The sequence below is a fragment of the Flavobacterium channae genome (genome assembly GCF_021172165.1).
GTDB lineage: Bacteria > Bacteroidota > Bacteroidia > Flavobacteriales > Flavobacteriaceae > Flavobacterium > Flavobacterium channae.
This window is the reverse complement of sequence record NZ_CP089096.1, coordinates 722,746-745,559: the sequence shown is the minus strand read 5'-3', so window position 1 is coordinate 745,559 and position 22,814 is coordinate 722,746. Positions and strand designations below refer to the sequence as shown.

The window sequence follows — 22,814 nt, the reverse complement described above, 5'->3', positions numbered from 1 at the left end:
AATTTTTTTAATCATTTCAATGTCGAAAATCATAAAACTATAAAAGATTTAATTTTTTATTTTTTAAAAAGTGGTACAAATTTAACTATTTCGTTTGAGATTAAAAAATTTTTAATAAAAATGAATAATCAAAGAAATATTATTTGTAATTATTCTATTTTAGTGATTATTTTCTAATAAATTTTAATTATTTAATGTTTTATTGAAAAATTCGCATTTTAAAATAAAAGTTTTGCTAAATTATTAAAAATAGGATGTAAATTTTATCAGAGTGATAAAATGAGTTTTTAAACTTCTTACTTATCCCTCAGATTCATAATTGGTTTTTCGTAAACTTTATAAAGAATATAAGAAAATATTATAGTTACCAAAACAGTTGCCAATGAAACAAAATGGCGTTCTAATTGCGACATTTGAAGAGTATCGAAAAAATACTTCACCAATTGCAATACAATGCTATAATGAATTAAATAAATAGAATATGAAATTTTACTTAAACCCTCAATTGGCAATTTAAAAATCGATGTATTTGTTTTCCATTCGCTAAAAAATGGTAATAAAAATGCAAAACCAATTGATGTTAATGGCAAATAAATAACATTCCAAAAAAAAGGATTTTGCTCAATGGTTAAATTCATGGGAAGAATTCCAAACATTAAAAAAGCAAAAATCATTGAAGCAAAAAAAGCAAAAACGATTTTATTGTTTTTCCACCAAGAAGGATAATTAATAGAAAACCAAGCAGCAACAACGCCAATTAAAATAGCATCAACGCGATAAATTAAAACGGATTTTAAATTTAAATTCCATTCGATTAAATCTGAAATAGTATGATTGGAATTGTAAATCCATTTGTTCATCATAAAAAACACTATCCAAAACAGATTTACTATTAAGAACAATTTTTGCTTATTATTCTTAGAAAATCGACAAACACCCCACAAAGAAAATGGCAATAACAAGTATGCAAATTCTTCTATTGGCAAACTCCATGATTCAGGGAAAAAAGAAGGTGATTTTGATAAAAAGTTTTGAGCAAAATAAAAGTATTTAAACAATCCTTCAATTTTATAACCTAGCAGAAAAGCTATCAAAATATTTAACAAAAGAATCAAATAATAATTTGGTAATGTTCTGAACCAACGTCTTTTTAAAAAGCTTTTAACTTCAGTAAATCTGTAGCTTTGTTCTACAAAGGTTTTATACAATATACTTCCTATTAAAAAACCACTTAAAACAAAAAAAAGTTCCACTCCCCAAAAGCCGAAAAGTTCAAAAAGCATTGGAATAAAATGATTACTCTTTGGATAAATCCAAAGAATATGCGAACAAACTACCATTGTTATAGCAGTTGCTCTTAACACATCTAAACCGAAAACTCTTTTTTCTGAATTTATTTCCAAAGAGATAAAAATACCTTAATTAATAATTGCAAAAAGCTGTTTAAAACAGCTTTTTAATAATTTCTTCTTCCGAAATTCCTTCGGCGTCAGCTTTATAATTTTTCACAATTCGATGTCTTAATATTCCAATTGCAACCGCTTTTACATCTTCTATATCTGGAGAAAACTTACCATTAAAAGCCGCATTTGTTTTTGCTGCTAAAATTAAGTTTTGTGAAGCTCTTGGTCCAGCACCCCAATCGATATAAGTTTTTACAAAATCATTAGATAATGGATTATCTGGTCGTGTTTTACTTACTAAAGAAACTGCATATTCAATGACGTTATCTGCAACAGGAATTTTTCTAATTACATTTTGATAATCTATTATTTCTTGTGCCGTAAACAATGCATTTACAACAGGTTTAAAATCAGAAGTCGTTGCTTTTACAACATCAACTTCTTCTTGAAAACTTGGGTAATCTAACTTAACTGCAAACATAAAACGGTCTAATTGCGCTTCAGGTAGTGGATAAGTCCCTTCTTGCTCAATAGGGTTTTGTGTAGCTAAAACAAAATAAGGTAAATCTAATTTATAATGATGACCCGCCACAGTAACCGCTCTTTCTTGCATTGCTTCTAAAAGGGCAGCTTGTGTTTTTGGCGGCGTTCTATTAATCTCATCAGCCAAAATAATATTAGAAAATATTGGTCCTTTAATAAATTTAAACTGACGATTTTCATCTAAAATTTCACTTCCTAAAATATCAGAAGGCATTAAATCTGGCGTAAACTGAATACGCTTAAAATTCAAACCTAAAGCTTGAGAAATAGTATTTACCATTAAAGTTTTTGCTAAACCTGGAACACCAACTAACAAAGCATGACCTCCAGAAAAAATACTCATCACAATTTGATGAACTACTTCGTCTTGACCAACAATTACTTTTGCAATTTCTTGTTTAAGTGCTTTTTGTTTTTGAACTAATTCCTGAATGGCTGCTACGTCTGACATATTTAAAAGTCTAATTTGAATTATATTATTAAAAGTCTAAAATAAGAAAAAAACTTATAAAAAACCCTCTGAAAAAATCAAAGGGTAATAAATTTACATAGAAATTATTTTTTTAACCAGTTATTAGCAAAATCACAATCTTTATAATCATCACTGATTTTGATATAAGTTTCCTTAATTTTCTCTTCAGTCCATTTTGCAATAGCTTTAATTTGTTTGTCTTTTAAAGCTAACTCTTTAATCTTTAAATAATCTTTAGAAAAATCAGCTTGATGCTCATCAATTCTATTGTTAACTGTAATTATCTTATAATATTTACCTGTTCCTCTTTCTTCATCAATTAACGGAAGTGAAACTTCGCCATCTTTTAAAGAAGAAACTTGTGCGTATAATGTTGGATCCATTTTGGTTAGTTCAAATCTTGGCTCCATAGTTCTAGGATTAAGAAGAACCCCACCACTATTTCTAGTTTCTTTTTGATCAGAAGACGATTTAGCCGCATCTGCAAAAGAAATTTCTTTATTTAAAATCTTAGTTCTTATTTGCTCTATTTTCTCTTTTGCATCTTTCATAGCTTGAGTAGATACTTTTGGAGAAATTAAAATATGACGTAATTCAACTTCTTGACCTTTAATCTTTTCAACCATAATAATATGATATCCAAATTCTGTTTCAAATGGTTCAGAAATTTCACCTTCAGCTAAACTAAAAGCAACATCTTTAAATTCTTTAACGAATTGTGTTTTACGATTCATTTTATAGTAACCACCATTTGAACTTGACCCAGGATCTTCAGAAAATAAAACAGCTTTACTAAAGAAACTAGATCCGTTTAAAACATCTTGTTTGATTTCTTTTAGTTTATCAATTACTCTTTTTTTCTCATCTTCAGTGATTACAGGTTTTACAACAATTTGAGCTACTTCCATTTCAGCACCAAAGGTTGGAATTTCATCAGCAGGAATACCTTTAAAAAAGTTTCTTACTTCTTCAGGTGTAATTTCAACTGATTCTAGAATCTTTTTTTGCATTTGATCTGTAAGTTTCATCATTTTTACAGCATCAAAGAAATGATTACGTAATTCTTCTTCGTTCTTTTTATTATAATACTTAACTACTTTCTCCATTGAACCAATTTGTTCAACAGCAGCATCAAGTTGTTCATTTAAATAAGAATTAACTTCCGCATCAGTAACAATAATACTATCCTGAATTGCATGGTGTGCATATAATTTATCTTCTAATTGTTTGCCAAAAACTTCGCAACGTGTAATATTTTTAGTATCTACACCTTGTGCTCTCATGGTTATAAAATCCAAATCGATATCTGAATCTAATACAACATAATCTCCTACAACTCCTACTACACCGTCTACTTTTTCTTTTTTAGTTTGGGCAAATACAACTGTTGATGTTATTAAAAATAATGTATAAAGTAATTTTTTATTTATAAATTTCATATTTATTGTCTTTGATTGCGTCATTCGTAATCTCTTTTTCTAATGTGTTAATTAATTCTAATTTTCTATTATTTATAATAATTTGCTTAATAGTGGGCTTTAAAAACTCAAGAGGCGTTGCACTATCTTTTGGCAAAACATTGTTAATCTTCACCAACCATACTGTTGTTGAATCAGGATACTGAAAATTCATTCCAGACGAAATAAACTTCTGTTTGTTTTCCAAATTAATAAATGGAATTTTTTCGTAAACCTGATTTATATCAACCCAAATTGAGTCGTTAAAAGCATAACTTTTAAACTGAACAGCCAACTGCTCTAACTCTTTTTTATCTTTTTTGGTAAAGGAACTAAACTTTGCTTTAATTTTAGCAAATTTTGGATTTTCTTTAACTAAATTGATGTAGCGAAGCTTAACCAACTCAGAAGAATTTTTAAAATACTGCTTATTTTTATTATAATAATCAACTATTTGTTCTTCTGTAACCAATGTATCTACTTGTCGAATAACTAAATTTTCTAAGTAAGCTTTTGTATACAAATCGGTTTTATATTGTTCAATTAAAAGATTAAATTCTTCTAGTTGATCTTTTCCGATATTCTTTTCAGCAGCTTCAAAAAGTAACTTTTGTGTTGCCCATCTATCAATAAAAGATTTTACAATGGCAATACTATCTTGTTTTGATGTACCTTTTGGAACTAAATTTACAATATCGGATTCATACAAATAACTTTGCCCTACACGAGCAATTGCTTTTGGTTCTTTTGCGGGTTTAAAATAGTCACATGAAGATACCAAAACTGCAATTACAATTATTTGAACCCAATGTTTCATTTAGTTATGTAATTGTTTCTTTACTTTTTCAAAAACTTCAGTATTGATTTTTATATCAAACTCTTTTTTCAATTCATTCACCCAATTGTTTTCTAAATATTGTTGGTAATCACTAATTACTTTTCCTCTACATTCAGATAATTCTTTTGCTCCAGCAGGTTTTTCATCCAAAACATTTACTACGAAAAAGTATTTATCTTTTGTTACAACATTAGAAACACCTTTAGATAAGTTTTTATATTCTGATAAAATATCATAATCTTCTTCATACATTCCAGATTTAGACATAACATTAACTTTCCCGTCTTTGTTTAATTGAGCTTTAATGTAATCTAACGATTTCCCTTTTTTCAAATATTTTTGTGCCTTTTCAATCACTTTACTATCTGTTGACGATAAGATATCTACACTAAATCTTTTTTTCCATTGATAGTTAGCAATATTATTTTTAAAATAATCATTTAATCCAATGGTATCATTTTTAGCTCTGTTCCAAATCTCTTTTTCCATCAAATCAAAAAGTAATAAACCATCTCTGTATTCTTCCATTACATTTTTGAATTCTGAAAATTCGTTTTCTAAATTATCATTATAATAAGCCATAAGTTGCTCGTCAACAAATTTTTCAAATAATTCATCAACAAGTTTTGCAACTGGTCTTGTACTGATATTTGATTTTTGCTTTGAAGCGATAAAATCTAAGAAGACTTTAGCAGTCACTTTTCTATCTTTATTAATCGTAAGAATTGTGTTATTTGCTTCATTAAATTTTGAAGGAGCTTCCCATGTTTGAGAATAAAAATTATCGTTTACTAAACCTTTGATTTTAGCAATTAACTTAGCGTCTTTAGTAAAAGCATATTTTGCTCTCATTTTCTTAGCTAAAGAATTCGTAATCAACAAAGATCTTTCGTCTTTTCTGATTTTATCTTCTAATTCAGCTTTCATTTCATCAAAAGAACGAACAGGATGTTTTTCTATTAACTTAACAATATGCCAACCAAATTGCGATTGAAAAGGAGCTGAAATTTGATTTTTATCTGTTAATTCAAAAGCTACATTTTCAAATTCTTCAGAACTTAATTGTCCAGAACCAAAACGTTGTAAAACACCACCTTTAGGTGCAGATGACTTATCTTCAGAAAATTGTTGCGCTAAACTTTCAAAACTTTCACCTTGTTGAATTTTTTTATAAATATCATCAATAGTTGCTTTTGCTTTTTCTTGTTGTCCTTCATCTATTTTAGAAGGTTTTAAAATCATAATATGAGCAACTGTAACTTCTCCTCGGTTTTTTCTTTTATCAACAACTTTAACAATGTGGTATCCAAAACGAGTACGGAAAGGTTTAGAAACTTGACCTACTCTTGTATTAAATGCAGCATTTTCAAAAGGATAAACCATTCTGAATGCAGAAAAATAACCTAAATCACCATTGTTCTCTTTTACTGAAGGATCTTCAGAGAATTGTTGCGCAACTTTAATAAAATCTTCACCAGCATCTAATCTTTTTCTGATGTCCATCATTTTATTGTACGCTTTCAAAGTATCTTGAGGAGATGCACCTTCTTCTACTAAAACTAAAATATGTGATGCTCTTACTTCTTGTTGCAATCTATCATAAGCTTCATGAACTAATTCATTTGTAACTTTTGAATCGTTTAAATAATTTTTAGATAATTGATTTCTGTATGATTTTAATTCATTTTGATAGGCCGTACCATTTTGCAAACCAACTTTATTTGCTTTTTCTACCTTTAATTTATAACCTAAAAACAATTCTAAATATTTATCTAAGTCTTTTTGCGAATCGTCTTTAACTAAATCTAAATTCTTATTATAAACACGAACAAATTCATCTGTGTAATAAGGGTGATTATCAATTGTAAATAAAACCTCTTTAGATTGTGCTACTAAAAAAATTGGAGCTATTAAAAAAACAAAAATAAGTAGGCGACTAATTTTCATAATAAATTATACATTTTATATTGTAATCGACAAAAATAACAATTCGATACTATTCCACAACATTTATAAGAGAGTATTAACAGAAAATTCTTCAAAAAAAGTTACTTTTGCACAAAATTTTGAATAATGAGTTTTATAGAAGAAATAGCAAGAAGAAGAACTTTTGGAATTATCTCCCATCCTGATGCCGGTAAAACGACTTTAACTGAAAAATTATTATTATTTGGAGGTGCAATTCAGGAAGCTGGAGCTGTAAAAAGTAACAAGATAAAAAAAGGTGCTACTTCCGATTTCATGGAAATTGAAAGACAAAGAGGAATCTCGGTTGCAACATCGGTTTTAGCTTTTAACTATAAAGACAAAAAAATTAATATTTTAGATACGCCTGGTCACAAAGACTTTGCTGAAGATACGTTTAGAACATTAACCGCTGTTGATAGTGTAATTGTTGTTATTGACGTTGCTAAAGGGGTTGAGGAACAAACTGAAAAATTAGTTGAAGTTTGTAGAATGCGTAACATTCCGATGATTGTTTTTATAAACAAATTAGACCGTGAAGGTAAAGACGCATTTGACCTAATGGACGAAGTAGAAAAAAAATTAAAACTTCGTGTAACACCTTTAAGTTTTCCTATTGGAATGGGATATGATTTCCAAGGAATTTATAATATCTGGGAAAAGAACATCAATATTTTTGAAGGAGATAGTCGTAAAAACATAGAAGAAACAATTGCTTTTGATGATATTTCGAATCCTGAATTAGAAAAAATTATTGGTGAAAAACCAGCTACTCGACTTAGAGAAGAATTGGAATTAATAGATGAAGTATATCCTTCTTTTGATAGAGAGGAATATTTAAATGGTGATTTACAACCTGTTTTTTTTGGTTCGGCATTGAATAATTTTGGAGTTCGTGAATTATTAGATTGTTTTATTGATATTGCTCCAACTCCAAGAGCAAAAGAATCGGATACACGTTTGGTTCAACCTGACGAAAGCAAGTTCAGTGGATTTGTTTTCAAAATTCATGCGAATATGGATCCAAAACACCGAGATCGTTTAGCATTCATAAAAATTGTATCGGGAACATTTGAGAAAAACAAACCGTATTTACATGTTAGAAACGGTAAAAACATGAAATTCTCAAGTCCAAATGCATTTTTTGCTGAGAAAAAAGAGATTGTTGACATTTCTTATCCTGGTGATATTGTAGGATTACACGATACTGGAAACTTTAAAATTGGTGATACTTTAACCGAAGGTGAACAGATGAATTTCCAAGGAATCCCAAGTTTTTCACCAGAGCATTTCCGCTACATCAATAATGCAGATCCATTAAAATCGAAACAATTAGAAAAAGGAATTGACCAATTAATGGATGAAGGTGTTGCGCAGTTGTTTACCTTAGAAATGAACGGAAGAAAAGTAATTGGAACCGTTGGTGCATTACAGTATGAAGTAATTCAATACCGTTTAGAACACGAATATGGCGCAAAATGCACCTATGAGAATTTTCCTGCATACAAAGCTTGCTGGGTAAAACCACAAGATCCAAAAAATACAGAGTTTGCAGAATTTAAACGTGTAAAACAAAAATTCTTAGGTCATGATAAATATGGACAATTAGTTTTCTTGGCTGACAGTGATTTTTCAATTCAAATGACACAACAAAAATACCCAACAGTTGAATTATTTTTCACTTCAGACTTTCAAAAAAGATAATTAATTAGTATACTTGCATTCTTAATTTAAGAACAGCCCCAAATTAAAAAGATATGAAATCAAATTTGTTTAAACTTTACGCTACACTTATAATGGCTTTTATAAGCTTTCTAAGTAACGCTCAACCAGTTGATCCACCGGTTGATAGTGATCCACCGCCAGCTCCAATTAACACAAAATTAGTTTGGTTAGCGGTTGCAGGAATTATCTTTGCTTACTTCTATTTCAGAAAACAAGCTAAGACTTCAAGTCAAAACTAAAAAACAATAAAAAAGCCATTTCGTTTGAAATGGCTTTTTTATATAAATTAAATAAAAATATGAAATCGTTTTAAAATTATTGCCTAACTAAAACGAAACTACTTCTTGGCAAAAAATTAGGTATCTCTTGATTATTACTATAAGGACAATCATTTGATGGAATATAATCCTTTTGCTCAAACCCTTTGTAAACTATGTTGTTATAATTTGAGCTATTTTTAACTAGATTAAACTCAACTGTATTATAACAATTATTTTCATCGTCATTGAATAAGAAAAAATAATCATTATCATTTCTGTAAGAAATTAATTTAATTTTATAATCTTCAACATTAGACAAATGTAAATCACTATAAAGTACTTGATTGTTTGTCAAATCAACCACCTTAAATTTACATTTTAACATGTCTTCATAAAAATTATCTCCATTTGAAAATGAAACCAATTGATTTGTAAAAGAAACAAATTCAAAAGTATATTCTTTATTATCAATTACACCTTTCCATGTACCTATCCAAAATGGAAAAACAGCATCTAAGTCTTTTTTATATGCACCATTAGGACAATCAAAATTTGCAGTTTTTAATGGCAAAGTCTGACAATTCATATTTAAGCTAATAAAAATTAAGATGAATATTTTAATAATGTTTTTCATAATTCTTTATATTAAAAATGTTTAATATAAATTGTGATAATTATTCATTCTATTAATTAACTCTAACCATTTCTATGCCATCTGTTGGAATATTAAACAACTTTACATCTGGAGGATTATTGTAAAATTCTTTGGGATTATGTAAAGAATATCCACCACTGCTTAAATTAAAATATATTTTATCAGGATTTGATGCTTGTAATCTTTTAATGGAAACAGTACCCATAACATTTCTCGTAAAATCTAACAAACCACCGTATAAATATTCATAATTTCCGTGTTTAGTTGCTTGAGAGTAATAATTCTCATTTGGTATTGTAGCATTTAAATTATCATAAATTAATACTCCATTTTTAATTAATTTATATTTAAAAATAATTATGTCAGAATAGGTATAATATACTTGTCCTTGATATTCTATTTTAAACAAAAATTGATCTCTTTTTTCCATTTTTAGCTCAAAAAGAATATCACTGTCTTGATACCTCCACAAACCCACATATTGGTCTCTTTCGTTGTTGGTATCTATCGCATAATTTCCGTTTTTTGAAAAATTAATATCCATTGTTGGATCTCCAGCCAAAGAAGTAGTTGTTAATACAGGATATTGGGCATAAATGTTTTGAACAAACAAAACAAGTAAAAGTTTTAATATATTTTTCATTATCATTTATTTTAATTACACGGTGTGCTGATTATTGAATTTCCATTAGCAGATAAGTTTAATTTATTCCAAGTAGAACCTACTTTTTCATAAACATCAATACCAGGGTTTCCTATAAGCGGCATATTATTTAAAAATTTAATTAATCCTAATTTTTGCTCCGCATATGTTTGCCCCATTTTAACTTTAGTTTTAAATTCTCTTTCTTGATCATTGTATGTTATGTTCAACATATCAATTTTACTATTTAAAAGGATTTTGTTGTTTACTTTTAACGCTAATGTACCACTATTTGTAGTAAGATAAATAGTAAATTCACTCACGGGTCTAGTAGACGATTCTGTAATTAATGCTAAAGCAATAATATCATCTAAAGAAAAAACTTTAAAAGTTGTTCCATTGTCCAAATGACAATGAATAAATCCTACACAGTTTATGGCATTAGTAGTAATTGAAGAATTAAGTGATAAATAAACTTCCCTACCTTCCCCATTAGCATTTGATTGTCCTGTAAACTCATCACCTATAATCAATCCTGCTCCAGCATTTTGATAAATAGCATGAGCTGATTCAAAATTTTGTGTTCCAGATTTAATTTTTAATTCTGCCATTTTAGTATTAAAGTCAGAAATTGAATCATTTTCTATTAATTCTTCACAAGGAGTTTTCTTTTCTTCTTCTGTTGGGTCTACAATTGTGGTAATTGAACCGGTTACAGCACCTGTACTTGTGCCACCTGAACCAGTACCTGTTCCACTACCGCCACCACCTAAAGTATTGCCTCCAGACGTATCTCCTGAACCTGAGGTATTTCCATTACCATAAGGATTACCTCCAATATTAGGAATACATTCATAATATGTTCTTGTTGAAATTCGTGCTTTTCTATCAGCAATACAAATACCTGGTGTCCAAGGCCAATGCTCATTATCTGAACACATTAATGCTTCTACTACAACTGTTGTGTGAACTTCACCATTACAGTCTGATGGATATATTGTTGAAGGCCCCAAATTATTTCCAAATCCAGAAGTTGAATTTCCACCACCGCCACCCGCAGCATATAAATCATCTCCAATAAGTTCCATATATTCTTGCAAACTAACAGTTCCATCAGAATTAGTATTTGGTTCTCTGAAAGTAATTATTTCACCCTCAAAAGGTTGATCTTTATTTTCTAACCAATTTGTATCAGGAATATATTTAGTAATAAAAAAAGTTGTATATCCATCTACTTCTTCAATCGTAATATTATAAATATTATTTGTAGTATCAGATGTTTTAACATACATTGTGTATGAAGTATAATCACCCTGTGTAATTTCTTTGATGTCGTCTGTAACGATTTCAAACCCCGAAGTACTTTCTGTTCTGTTTTGTAGAAAACTATTTTTAGATGAAACCATAAACCTTTCTATATCAGGTTTATTTTTCATTTGTCTCATTCTTAAATTAAATTTTTCTAAAGAAATTTGTTTAATATTTATTTGCTTATTTTGATTTTGTTGAATAACGTCATCATATAAATCTTTTTCACAACTAAAAATTAGCGAAATCAATGTAGTAAGCAATACAATTTTTGAAAAGAGATAGATTTTTTTCTTCATTGTTTTTTCATTGTTTTAAATTTAATACTTTTTAATTTTAAAATCATATTATAATTTATGAAATTTAATTTCGGGTACAATTTAAAACGCTTATTCAGAACCATTGCTGTAGTTTTTCTACAGTTTATGTTAAAATTCCAAATAAAAAACCCAAACTCTTTCGAATCTGGGTTTAAAAAAATTTAATCTTAATATTATCTATTTCTTTTTTGCTCTCTAGCTAACAATGTATTTTTCAATAACATTGCAATTGTCATTGGCCCTACTCCACCAGGAACTGGCGTAATGTAAGACGCTTTTTTTGACACATTTTCAAAATCTACGTCACCAACAATTCTGTAGCCTTTTTCAGTAGTTTCATCTTCTACTCTTGTAATTCCAACGTCGATTACAACAACATCGTCTTTTACCATTTCTGCTTTTAAGAAATTTGGAACTCCTAATGCAGAAATAATAATATCGGCTTGTGAAGTAATTTGATTGATATTTTTTGTTTGACTATGAGTAACCGTTACAGTCGAATTTCCAGGAAATCCTTTTCTTCCCATTAAAATTCCCATAGGACGACCAACAATATGACTTCTTCCGATTACTACAGTATGCTTTCCTTCTGTTTGAACATTATAACGTTCTAATAATTCTAAGATTCCAAAAGGTGTTGCAGGAATAAAAGTAGACATATCTAAAGCCATTTTTCCAAAATTCTCTGGATGGAAACCATCTACATCTTTACTTGGATCAATTGCTTCAATGATTTTTTGCGTATCAATTTGTTTTGGTAAAGGCAACTGAACAATAAAACCGTCGATATCATCATTTTCGTTCAACTCTTTAATTTTCTTTAGAAGTTCCGTTTCAGAAGTTGTGCTAGGCATTTTTATTAAAGTTGATTCAAAACCAACGCGTTCGCACGACTTAACTTTACTTCCTACATAAGTTAAACTTGCACCATCATTACCAACAATAATAGCTGCTAAATGAGGTACTTTTTCACCATTTGCTTTCATTTCTGCTACCTGAGCAGCAATTTCATTTTTAATGTCTTCCGAAACTTTTTTTCCGTCTAATAATTGCATTTTGTTGTGTTGTTTGTGTGTATTTTATTTTATAAAAAAGACGCGATAAATCGCGTCTTTACAGTTTATCTCATGCCTTTCATTCCGCCCATGGCTTTCATCAGGTTTTTACCTGCACCACCTTGCATCATTTTCATCATTTTACTCATTTGGTCGAATTGCTTCATTAATTGGTTCACTTCTTCAATTTTTCTACCCGAACCTTTCGCAATTCTCATTTTACGTTTTACATCAATAATAGATGGTTTGCTTCTTTCTGCAGGTGTCATCGAGTGAATAATGGCTTCAATATGTTTGAAAGCATCGTCTTGAATTTCTACATCTTTTAACGCTTTTCCAGCACCAGGAATCATTCCAACAAGGTCTTTCATGTTCCCCATTTTCTTGATTTGTTGGATTTGCGCTAAGAAATCGTCAAAACCAAATTCGTTTTTAGCGATTTTCTTCTGTAATTTTCTTGCTTCTTCTTCGTCGTATTGCTCTTGTGCTCTTTCTACTAAGGAAACAACGTCTCCCATTCCCAAGATTCTATCCGCCATACGATTTGGATAAAACACGTCGATAGCTTCCATTTTTTCACCTGTACCGATGAATTTAATAGGTTTGTTTACTACCGATTTAATCGAAATAGCAGCACCACCACGTGTATCACCATCTAACTTCGTTAAGATAACTCCGTCAAAATTTAATCTATCGTTGAACGCTTTTGCAGTATTTACCGCATCTTGTCCAGTCATGGCATCTACCACAAATAACGTCTCTTGTGGTTGAATTGCTTTGTGAACATTTGCAATTTCGTTCATCATTTCTTCATCCACAGCCAAACGACCAGCGGTATCGATGATAACTACGTTGAAACCATTTGCTTTTGCATGCTTAATAGCGTTTTGAGCAATTTCAACAGGATTTTTATTTTCTGGTTCTGAATAAACTTCAACCCCAATTTGTCCACCCACTACATGCAACTGATTGATTGCCGCAGGACGATAGATATCACAAGCTACCAATAAAGGCTTTTTGTTCTTTTTAGTTTTTAAAAAGTTCGCTAATTTTCCAGAAAAAGTAGTTTTACCAGAACCTTGTAAACCCGACATTAAAATCACAGAAGGATTTCCAGAAAGATTAATTCCAGCAGCATCACCACCCATTAATTCGGTCAACTCGTCTTTAACGATTTTCACCATTAACTGACCTGGTTGTAACGTAGTTAATACGTTTTCACCAATTGCTTTCTCTTTAACTCTAGTTGTAAAATCTTTAGCAATTTTAAAGTTTACGTCGGCATCTAGTAAAGCTCTACGAACTTCTTTCAGAGTATCAGCAACGTTAACATCGGTAATTTTACCGTGTCCTTTTAATATATGTAACGCTTTATCTAACTTATCGCTTAAATTATCAAACATGTTTCTGTTTTTGTTTAATGAAGTGCAAAGATAAGATAAAGTTATAAAGTTGCAAAGTGAGAAAATGGGTTTGTTTTAAATAAAAAAACCAGCTTTTTATAGCTGGTTTTTTTATTATACTTTAGTGATTTTAATCTTTTTCTAAAGTAAGATAATCAATACTACCATCACCACCACTTACGTGCTTTAATTCGATTTTAGTAGCGGTTCTAGAAATCACATTCCAATCTTCGCTAATTTCTTCAAAGGGACCGTCAAGAGCAGTAAACATCATATCTAACTTAGTGTAACCACTATCGGCGTAAGTACTCCAATCACCCGATTGTGTTGTAGTTCCATTAGTAGCAGATAAAGCACTATCAGTTCCAAACGTAAAATTATAACCTGAGTAATTACTAGTTTGAACTACATCATTCTCTTTGTATAAAGTCACAATCCACTGCCCATCGGCTAAAGTAGAAGCGATTTCTGTAGGATTTGATACTTGACTTGAAGTATCGTCATCATCACTACACATCGACGCTACGTTCAGTATGAATAGCAATGATAAAATTGAAATTAATTTAAGTTTTTTCATAATTCATTGTTTTGTTTGTTAACGCTAAATTATGAAAAATAGTATTTCATTAATCTTGAATTTTAAAAACTTTTCTTAAAACATCTTCCATTAAACACCATTTAGTAAATGAAGATTGAAGTAAATTAGCTCCCACGAAAATAGTAAACCAATACCAATTTTCGTTGACATACATTCCTAAAAGAACACTTAAAATAATAAATGTTCCTGCAATTGCTCTTATTAATCTGTTTATCATACTATTATTTATTTTAAACTAAATCGGTTAATTATTTAATTATTTTTCTCCCATTTTTTACGTTCCGTGATATAGTAAATCAATGGCACTACAATCAATGTCAGTAATGTTGAAACAATCGCTCCTGCGACTAACGAAATCGCTAATCCTTGGAAAATTGGGTCAAACAAAATGATTGAGGCTCCGATTACTACTGCTCCAGTCGTTAATAAAATTGGGGTTGTTCTAACGGCTCCCGCTTCAATGATAGCTTGTTTGATCGGAATTCCATCGTTCAAACGGATTTCGATAAAGTCAATCAGTAAGACCGAATTTCGTACCATTACTCCAGCCAACGCAATCATTCCAATAAATGATGTAGCAGTAAAAAACGCTCCTAACATCCAATGTCCTAATACAATTCCAACTAAAGAAAGTGGAATCGCAACCATCATTACAATTGGTGTTTTGAAGTTTTGGAACCAACCTACAATCAACATATAAATCACAATAATTACGACTAAGAACGCTGCTCCTAAATCACGGAACACCTCTAAGGTAATTTGCCATTCTCCATCCCATTTTACAGTAAAATTACTTTCGTCTGATGGTGAACCGATATACAATTCGTTTACATTATAGCCTTTTGGTAATTGCATTTTTTCCAACTTCTCATTCATTCCTAAAATTGCATATACCGGACTTTCTAAGGCTCCTGCCATATCGGCTAAAACATATACCACTCGTTTTTGATCTTTTCTATAAATCGTATTTTGTAAAGTGTCGGTAGTAACTTTTACCAAATCACTCACTGGAACCACGTTACCACGACTTCCTTTGATTTTCAAATTTTGAATATCTTCAATCGAAGTTTTGTCTTTATCTTCCAACGATAATGTAATACCTACTGGATTATTCGAACGCTCATCATACAAATTAGAAACAGGCATTTCTCTTAACAAATATGTCAAATTACCAACAACTTGTTGCGGAGCAATTCCATTCAACATGGCTTTTTCTCTATCCACCTCTAATTTATATTCTACTTGAGGCGCTTCTACCATCCAATCGGTATCAACCACATCTGTAGTAGTTTCTAAAATGGTTTTCACTTGATTCGCTACTTTAATTTGCTCTTCATAATCAGGTCCGTAAACCTCCGCCACTAAAGTAGATAAAACTGGTGGTCCAGGTGGAACTTCCACAATTTTTACATTCGCACCATATTTTTTAGCAATTTTTTGCACTTCTGGACGTACTACTTTTGCGATATCGTGACTTTGTAAATCGCGATCTTCTTTTTGTAGTAAGTTTACTTGAATATCCGCCATGTTGCTTCCACCACGCATATCGTAATGACGTACCAAACCGTTAAAGGTTATCGGAGCAGAAGCTCCTATGTAATTTTGATAGTTCACCACTTCTGGAACAGTTGAAAGATATTGCGCAATTTCTTTAGTAACTGCAGCCGTTCTTTCTAATGTAGTTCCTTCTGGCATATCAATTACCACTTGGAATTCGTTTTTATTATCAAAAGGTAACATTTTAACAGCTACAGATTTGGTAAAGAACATCAATACGGAACCCAATAAAAGAACAACGGTAACGACGAACATCAAATTACGTTTTTTAGAATTATCTAAAAGCGGTTGTTCTACTTTTTTATAGATTTTATAAATCCAAGATGTTTCCAAAACTTGTTCTTCTTTATGTTCTTGCTCGTCTTTTTCATGTAATAAATGGTAACCCAAATATGGTGTAACGGTCAATGCTACAAACAATGATAACATCATGGCAATAGAAGCTCCAATTGGCATTGGACTCATGTAAGGCCCCATCATTCCAGAAACAAAAGCCATAGGTAAGATAGCCGCAATTACAGTAAACGTTGCTAAAATTGTTGGGTTTCCAACTTCGTTAATCGCATAAATGGCAGCTTGTTTGAATGGCAGTCGCTTCATTTTGAAATGACGGTGCATGTTTTCGGCAATAATAATACTGTCGTCGACTACAATACCAACTACGAATACCAAAGCAAAAAGCGTGATTCTATTTAACGTATATCCTAATAAATAATAACTAAATAAAGTTAAAGCAAAGGTCAAAGGAACAGAGAAGAAGACCACTAATCCGCCTCTCCAACCCATGGCTAACATTACCAAAACCGTTACCGCAATAATAGCAACACCTAAATGTAATAACAACTCTCCTACTTTGTGAGATGCTGTTTCTCCATAGTTTCTGGAAACTTCAACATGTACATCTTCGGGAATTAAATTTTTCTTTAAGCTTTCTACCTTAGTAATTATTTTCTCTGAAATCTGCATCGCATCGGCACCTTTTACTTTTGCTACCGAAATGGTAACAGCAGGATATTCCGAATTGAATTTGGAGAATTTCTCATTTGCTTTTCCATATCCAAAAGATACATAATTTTTAGGTGTTTGAGGTCCGTCTTGAATAGCCGCTACTTGTTTTAAGTAAACTGGCATGTTGTTATTTACACCTACTACCAAGTTTTCTACATCTTCTGAAGTTGATAAAAACTTACCCGTAGTTACTAAATATTCCGCATCATTTTGCACAAAACTACCCGATTGTGAACTTCCGTTATTGGCTTGAATCATTTGCATAATGCTTAACGCATCCACACCGTTTTCAGCCATTTTATCTTTATCTAAAACTACTTTTAGCTCGCGCGTTCTTCCTCCAATTTCTTTCGTAATCGCAACGTCTTTTACCTTTTCAACTTCCGAAGTAACTTCTTCTGCAATTTGACGTAATTGGAAATCATCATATTTTTCACTCCAAAGTGTTAATCCTAACATTGGAACATCATCAATAGAACGCGTTTTTACAACTGGTTGCATTACTCCTTGAGGAAACATATCACGATGTTTCATTAATTCATCGTATAATTTTACATACGAATCCTCACTGTTTTCACCTACATAAAATTGCACTACCATCATCGAATAGCCGTTCATAGCCATACTATGAATATGTTCTACTCCTTTTATATTACCAATGATTTTCTCTAAAGGTTTTACAACTCTACTTTCAATCTCTGATGGACTTGCACCAGGATACATGACCATAACATCGGCCATAGGAACATTTATCTGCGGTTCTTCTTCTCTTGGAATTAAGAACGAACTATATACTCCAATTATCATCAACGCTACCATTAATAAAATGGTTAGTTTAGAGTTGATAAAGAAATTGGCTATTTTACCTGAAATACCTTCTTGCATTTTTTTAAGTTTAATAGTTTAAAACTGAACACTGATTACTGAACAATAACCTTTGCTCCGTTAAATAATTTTCCATCCGCTGAAATAATGTATTGTTCGTTTGCAGATAAACCTGATAAAACTTCAACTTGGCTACCGAATGTTTTTCCAATTCGCAACCATCTTAAAATTGCTACATTACCACTTCCTACAGTATAAACACCGGTTAATTGTCCTTCTTTTACTAAAGCATATTCTGGAATCATTACCACATCAGATTTTATAGTAGTTGTTTCTTTTTTAGCTGTTGGAAATTGAACATTTACAAACATTCCTGATAAAATTTCTTTATCCATTTTATCTAAAGTTACTTTTACCAAATATTGTCCACCTGTGTTTTTTGCTGACAAACTCACTTCAGAAACTTTTCCTGCTACTTCTTTATTTAAGGATTTAACGTTGATTTTTACAGGCATTCCGCTTTTCACATTCGAAATATCGCTTTCCGAAACCATTGCTGTTACTTGTAATCTTGAAGCTCCTTCGATACTTACTAAAGGCATTCCTGGGTTTGCCATATCGCCTTCTTTTACAAATGTATTTGTTACTGTCCCAGAAAATGGCGCTGTAATGTTGGAATAAGAAAACTGCGCCATCACTTCATTACGCATTTGTTTGACTGCTTCTAAACCCGCTTTAGCCATTTCATAACGTGCAGTCATATCGTCTAGCTCTTTTTGTGAAGCCGATTGTTGTGCAAACAAATTCACAAAACGATCGTAATCTTTTTTAGCATTATTATAAGCTGCTGTTGCTTGTGTAATAGAAGCATCAACTTGAGCTTTTTTGGCTTGTAAATCGGTATTGTTTATGCTTACCAAAAGTTGTCCAGCCGAAACATTTTGTCCCACTTTTACATTCACTTTAGTTACATAACCCATCATTCTAGTACTTAAATTAGCACTATTTTCGGATTCTATTTTTCCACTTGCCGTTACATACGGACTATTTGAATTACCTGAATTACCCGCTACTTTTACTGGAATTGCAGGTAAATTAGTTACATTTTCTTTTTGATCACCTCCACAAGATGTAAAGATTAGAGATGAAATAGTTAGTATTGTTAGTATCTTCTTCATATTATTTAGTTTTGAGTTTGAACTTGTAATTGAACTTGTTCTTGAGATTTATTTAGTTAAAAATTGTAAGTATTGTTTTGTAAAGTTGTATTCAAAAACCGCTTGTAAATGCTCTAATTCTTTTTGCGCCATTTGCGTTTCAGCCATTAATAAATCGGTTGTTTTTTCTAATCCTTGTTTGAATCTGTTTTGACGAATTCTAAACGCTTCTTGTGATTGCTCAAATGCCAATTGTGATAAATTCACTTTGTTTTCAGCATCTACTAATTGGCGATTGGTTTTATTTAATTCTAACTGACTTTGTTTTTTGTATTGTTCTGTTTCAATTTCAGCTTTTTCAAAATCAGCTTTTGCTTTTTGAGTTTTCCCAATGTTTTTATAACCATCAAAAACATTCCAAGATAATTGTGCTCCTACAACATATCCTTTTGCTGAAGTTTGAAAAATATGTTGATCGTACAATTCGTAACTTCCAAAAGCATTTAATCTTGGTAAAAAACCGAACTTAGATGATTGAAACATTTTTTTATAGGCTTCAGAAGATTTTTGCATTGCTTGAATATCTTTTCTAGAATCCGAAATAGTTGGATTAATAGCTTCAATAGCAATAACATTATCTAAACTTTCTGAAGGTTTATAGGTTTTACCTTTCATATCTTCATTCAATAAAAAAGCTAAATAATCTGAAGCATTTTGCACATTTGATTTCGCATACTGCAATTGATTTGAAATTTCATTTACACGAACTTGCACATTTAACAAATCGGTTTTTTGCAACATTCCGTTTTTAAAATAGTTGTCTACTAATTTCAAATTCCCTTGTGCCGTTTCATTTGCTTTTTCTAAGACTTGAACTGCTTTATAAGCCAATTGTAATTGCATGTATGCTTTTGAAACTTCTAATTCTAAGTATTCTTTGGTTCTTTCAGTTTGCAATTGAAATGCATCCATTTTAGCTTTAGCCGCTTGTCTTCCATACAAACCATCTAAATTGATTAAGGGTTGTTGTACTTCTATTTTGGTTGCAAAATTTTGAGTTCTATCAGGATCATTTAATAATGCTGGATTAAAATCAGATGCTGTTAAAATTTCTTGATTTAGTTTAGAACCAAAAGCCATCAATGGATTTGTAGTTAAAATTCCTGTATGCGATACATTAACATTAGGCAAGAAAAGCGCATTTGATTGGCGATAATCTGCCTTAGCCGATTGAAATGATTTTTCAGCAACCTTAATTTGCAGATTGTTTTCTGTTACTTTTTGTAATAAATCATTTTTTGAAATCGATAAAGTATCTTGTGCCTGAAGCATCGATGATACCATTCCAAATACGATTAATAAGTTAACTTTCTTCATAGTTTTGTTTTATTCTTATTTTACGTTACAAATGTACATTCGCAAAAAAAGGTAGTCGGTAACATGAGTTACATAGCCTTGTGACAATTGTTACATAACAAAAAAGAGCACCAACAGGCACTCTTTTTCTAACCAATAAAAACTAAAAACAAGTAACTACTCTTGTTGAAGTCACAAAACAAAATTAGTGACCCTTAAAAAAATCATCAGCTACTTTTGTTACATAAAAAAACGCCTCGAACATTCGAGGCGTTTTAAAAGTATTTAGAATAAAATTATTCAGCTTTTTTCTCAGTTGATTTTTTAGAAGAACAACATCCTCCTGATTTTCCTTCTGAACCACAAGATTTTTTATCTGAAGTTGAACAAGATTTTTCAGTTTTAGCTGTTTCTTTTTTTGCTTTTTGTTTTGGCTCTTGAGCATTAACATTCATTGATAACATAAAAGCAGCAACTGCCATGATAGAAACTAATTTTTTCATTTTTGTATTTTTTAAATTGTTATTTATTCTTTTTGTTTGTTACGTACTATCACAAATATACATAATTTTATAAATAGTACTCTTAATTTTTTATTAATTTAATAGTAATTACTTTTTTATGATTTTTTGAGAAATATAAAATTTATTATCAAAAACAAAAGTAACTATTACGATGTTTGATTTAGCAGAAGCCAAACTAAAGTCCATTGCATTCGTTCCCATTCTCACATCTTCTATTTCTCCTTCTTCAACAATTTTACCATCTAAAGTAGAAATTATATAATCAACTTTAGATAAATACGGCATTTCAAACTGAATACGCACTACATCATTTGATGCTGGATTTGGTGAAACTGTTAATGTAAAAGGATTACTACCATCTATTTGTTGTGAACTTAATGCGGTATTTTTAACCAATTTCACTTCATAAACAGTAGGATCTGCACTTGTTAAACTCGTTTGATTATCTGTAAATGCAGAAGCAGATGAACTTAGAATACCTCCAAATAAATGACCAATAACAAATTCGTCATCTGAAATGTTTGATAATTGAATCACTTCGTTTGAATAATGTGGTAAACTTTCATTTGGTATAAATTCGGCTCCAGCTCCTTTTAAATTTGGCATTTCAACTGGGAATTGATATTCCAACAAACTACCATCGGCTAAACGTGTTGTTCTACTAATCGTTCTCACAAAAGGAACTGTATTATCTTGAACTAATGTTCCGCCTGAATAATAATACTGACTCATACCACCAAAAAATAAATTGTGCATTCTGTTATTGGTAGCGTCGTACAAACAAGCTTTTCCGCTGTGATAATTACTCAAATATTGGTTAAACTGTGTTTGCGGAAAATAACCACCGGCTTTAATATCAACAGGATATAAAAAAGGCAAATCAACAGCTATTTGAAACACGCCAGATGAAATGGTATAACCCAATTCTCCGTTTGGAAAAACCTGAGGTAACAAATTATAATCGCGTCGGTGCAAATGAACTGCATCTGAAACTTCTTCATAATTTGCATAACTCAATGTACTACCCGAATTATCAATCGTAAATTTACGAATGGCATTAGAATAAGCCTGCGTAAACGTTGGATTGTTCATTGGATTGTATCTTCCATCAAAACGATGACCTCCAACCAAATAAAAGGTATTACCAATTTTACCTAATTGTCCTCCTGTAATCGCAAAAACATCATTTGCAATTTGTTTGAAATAAGATGTAATTGGAGTTCCTGCAATAATAGCATTTATCAAATTAGGCACATCAACCGACGTTAAATTATTAAACGTTTTATGATCGGCAGCCGTTGTTGAATAAGCATAACCACCAACAATAAACAATGCATCACCATCTTGATAAAAATTCATATTTGTTGATTGCAATTGCTCTTTCAATCCCATAGGAAGCACATTTACAGAAGCAGTCCATGATTGTTGGGTTGCAACATCTACAACATAAATAGTCGTATTATTTTGTGCATCTGGAAACGCATTAAAAGGCTGACGAGCGTGAACTCCGTCTTTTCTACCTCCAATAATTAACCATTTTCCATTGTGCTGCGCAAAAGCATACGAATGCAAACCAGGCAATCCCGAAATGGAAACTGGAGTTAGCACCACATCGTATTCAAAGGTGCTTTGTGCTATTGATGATTGAAAAAAAATCATCAAAAACACGATTAAAAAATTTTTCATTTAATTCCATTATAAGTTAGGCTTGTGTAAAACACAAACTTTAAATCAACTTTTTT

General features: G+C 30.9%; 19 protein-coding genes. 2 read left to right on the top strand and 17 right to left on the bottom strand.

Annotated features, from left to right (window positions below):
• Positions 1–296: 296 nt before the first annotated feature.
• The 5 genes from LOS89_RS03235 to LOS89_RS03215 all read right to left on the bottom strand — a co-directional run bounded on the left by LOS89_RS03235 (position 297) and on the right by LOS89_RS03215 (position 6,660).
• On the bottom strand, positions 297–1,403 hold the full coding sequence (locus LOS89_RS03235) for an acyltransferase family protein (protein WP_231836359.1): 1,107 nt from the start codon (positions 1,401–1,403) through the stop codon (positions 297–299).
• A 40-nt stretch (positions 1,404–1,443) separates the two neighbouring features.
• Positions 1,444–2,397, bottom strand: a complete 954-nt coding sequence (locus LOS89_RS03230; RefSeq protein WP_231836358.1) for an AAA family ATPase — start codon at positions 2,395–2,397, stop codon at positions 1,444–1,446.
• 104 nt (positions 2,398–2,501) lie between these two features.
• Positions 2,502–3,857 carry a peptidylprolyl isomerase gene (locus tag LOS89_RS03225; RefSeq protein ID WP_231836357.1) on the bottom strand — a complete coding sequence of 452 codons (1,356 nt, stop codon included), beginning with the start codon at positions 3,855–3,857 and terminating at the stop codon, positions 2,502–2,504.
• Entirely contained in the window at positions 3,841–4,692 is an 852-nt protein-coding gene (locus tag LOS89_RS03220; protein ID WP_231836356.1) for a hypothetical protein, read from the bottom strand. Before LOS89_RS03220 ends, LOS89_RS03225 begins: the two co-directional genes overlap by 17 nt.
• The gene (locus LOS89_RS03215; protein WP_231836355.1) at positions 4,693–6,660 is read right to left on the bottom strand and encodes a peptidylprolyl isomerase; all 1,968 of its coding nucleotides are present in this window, start codon (positions 6,658–6,660) and stop codon (positions 4,693–4,695) included.
• 126 nt (positions 6,661–6,786) lie between these two features.
• Here LOS89_RS03215 and LOS89_RS03210 point away from each other — a divergent pair, with 126 nt between their 5' ends.
• Together LOS89_RS03210 and LOS89_RS03205 are read left to right on the top strand one after the other, a co-directional pair.
• On the top strand, positions 6,787–8,382 hold the full coding sequence (locus LOS89_RS03210; RefSeq protein WP_231836354.1) for a peptide chain release factor 3: 1,596 nt from the start codon (positions 6,787–6,789) through the stop codon (positions 8,380–8,382).
• Positions 8,383–8,435: 53 nt separating this feature from the next.
• A complete protein-coding gene (locus LOS89_RS03205) occupies positions 8,436–8,642 on the top strand; it encodes an Fjoh_0651 family PID-CTERM protein (protein WP_231836352.1) in 207 nt (68 codons plus the stop codon).
• Positions 8,643–8,718: 76 nt separating this feature from the next.
• On the opposite strand, the gene LOS89_RS03200 is transcribed toward LOS89_RS03205, so the two are convergent.
• From LOS89_RS03200 to LOS89_RS03145, 12 genes are all read right to left on the bottom strand, one after another.
• Entirely contained in the window at positions 8,719–9,297 is a 579-nt protein-coding gene (locus LOS89_RS03200) for a hypothetical protein (RefSeq protein ID WP_231836351.1), read from the bottom strand.
• A gap of 52 nt (positions 9,298–9,349) precedes the next feature.
• Positions 9,350–9,961 (bottom strand): DUF6705 family protein, encoded by a 612-nt coding sequence (locus LOS89_RS03195; protein ID WP_231836350.1) that lies wholly within the window; start codon positions 9,959–9,961, stop codon positions 9,350–9,352.
• Between the two features lie 11 nt (positions 9,962–9,972).
• Positions 9,973–11,568 (bottom strand): hypothetical protein, encoded by a 1,596-nt coding sequence (locus LOS89_RS03190; protein ID WP_231836349.1) that lies wholly within the window; start codon positions 11,566–11,568, stop codon positions 9,973–9,975.
• Positions 11,569–11,762: 194 nt separating this feature from the next.
• On the bottom strand, positions 11,763–12,644 hold the full coding sequence (locus tag LOS89_RS03185) for a bifunctional 5,10-methylenetetrahydrofolate dehydrogenase/5,10-methenyltetrahydrofolate cyclohydrolase (RefSeq protein ID WP_231836347.1): 882 nt from the start codon (positions 12,642–12,644) through the stop codon (positions 11,763–11,765).
• Between the two features lie 65 nt (positions 12,645–12,709).
• On the bottom strand, positions 12,710–14,047 hold the full coding sequence (ffh, locus tag LOS89_RS03180; protein ID WP_231836345.1) for a signal recognition particle protein: 1,338 nt from the start codon (positions 14,045–14,047) through the stop codon (positions 12,710–12,712).
• Between the two features lie 130 nt (positions 14,048–14,177).
• Entirely contained in the window at positions 14,178–14,624 is a 447-nt protein-coding gene (locus LOS89_RS03175; RefSeq protein WP_231836343.1) for a hypothetical protein, read from the bottom strand.
• 49 nt (positions 14,625–14,673) lie between these two features.
• A complete protein-coding gene (locus LOS89_RS03170; protein WP_374107733.1) occupies positions 14,674–14,874 on the bottom strand; it encodes a YgaP family membrane protein in 201 nt (66 codons plus the stop codon).
• A gap of 23 nt (positions 14,875–14,897) precedes the next feature.
• A complete protein-coding gene (locus tag LOS89_RS03165; protein WP_231836339.1) occupies positions 14,898–18,095 on the bottom strand; it encodes an efflux RND transporter permease subunit in 3,198 nt (1,065 codons plus the stop codon).
• Between the two features lie 35 nt (positions 18,096–18,130).
• Complete coding sequence (locus LOS89_RS03160; RefSeq protein WP_231836337.1) at positions 18,131–19,213, bottom strand: efflux RND transporter periplasmic adaptor subunit; 1,083 nt, start codon at positions 19,211–19,213, stop codon at positions 18,131–18,133.
• A gap of 48 nt (positions 19,214–19,261) precedes the next feature.
• Positions 19,262–20,569 (bottom strand): TolC family protein, encoded by a 1,308-nt coding sequence (locus LOS89_RS03155; protein WP_231836335.1) that lies wholly within the window; start codon positions 20,567–20,569, stop codon positions 19,262–19,264.
• 275 nt (positions 20,570–20,844) lie between these two features.
• The gene (locus LOS89_RS03150) at positions 20,845–21,051 is read right to left on the bottom strand and encodes a hypothetical protein (RefSeq protein ID WP_231836333.1); all 207 of its coding nucleotides are present in this window, start codon (positions 21,049–21,051) and stop codon (positions 20,845–20,847) included.
• A 108-nt stretch (positions 21,052–21,159) separates the two neighbouring features.
• Positions 21,160–22,758, bottom strand: coding sequence for a hypothetical protein (locus LOS89_RS03145; RefSeq protein ID WP_231836331.1), 1,599 nt, complete (start codon positions 22,756–22,758; stop codon positions 21,160–21,162).
• Positions 22,759–22,814: the final 56 nt, after the last annotated feature.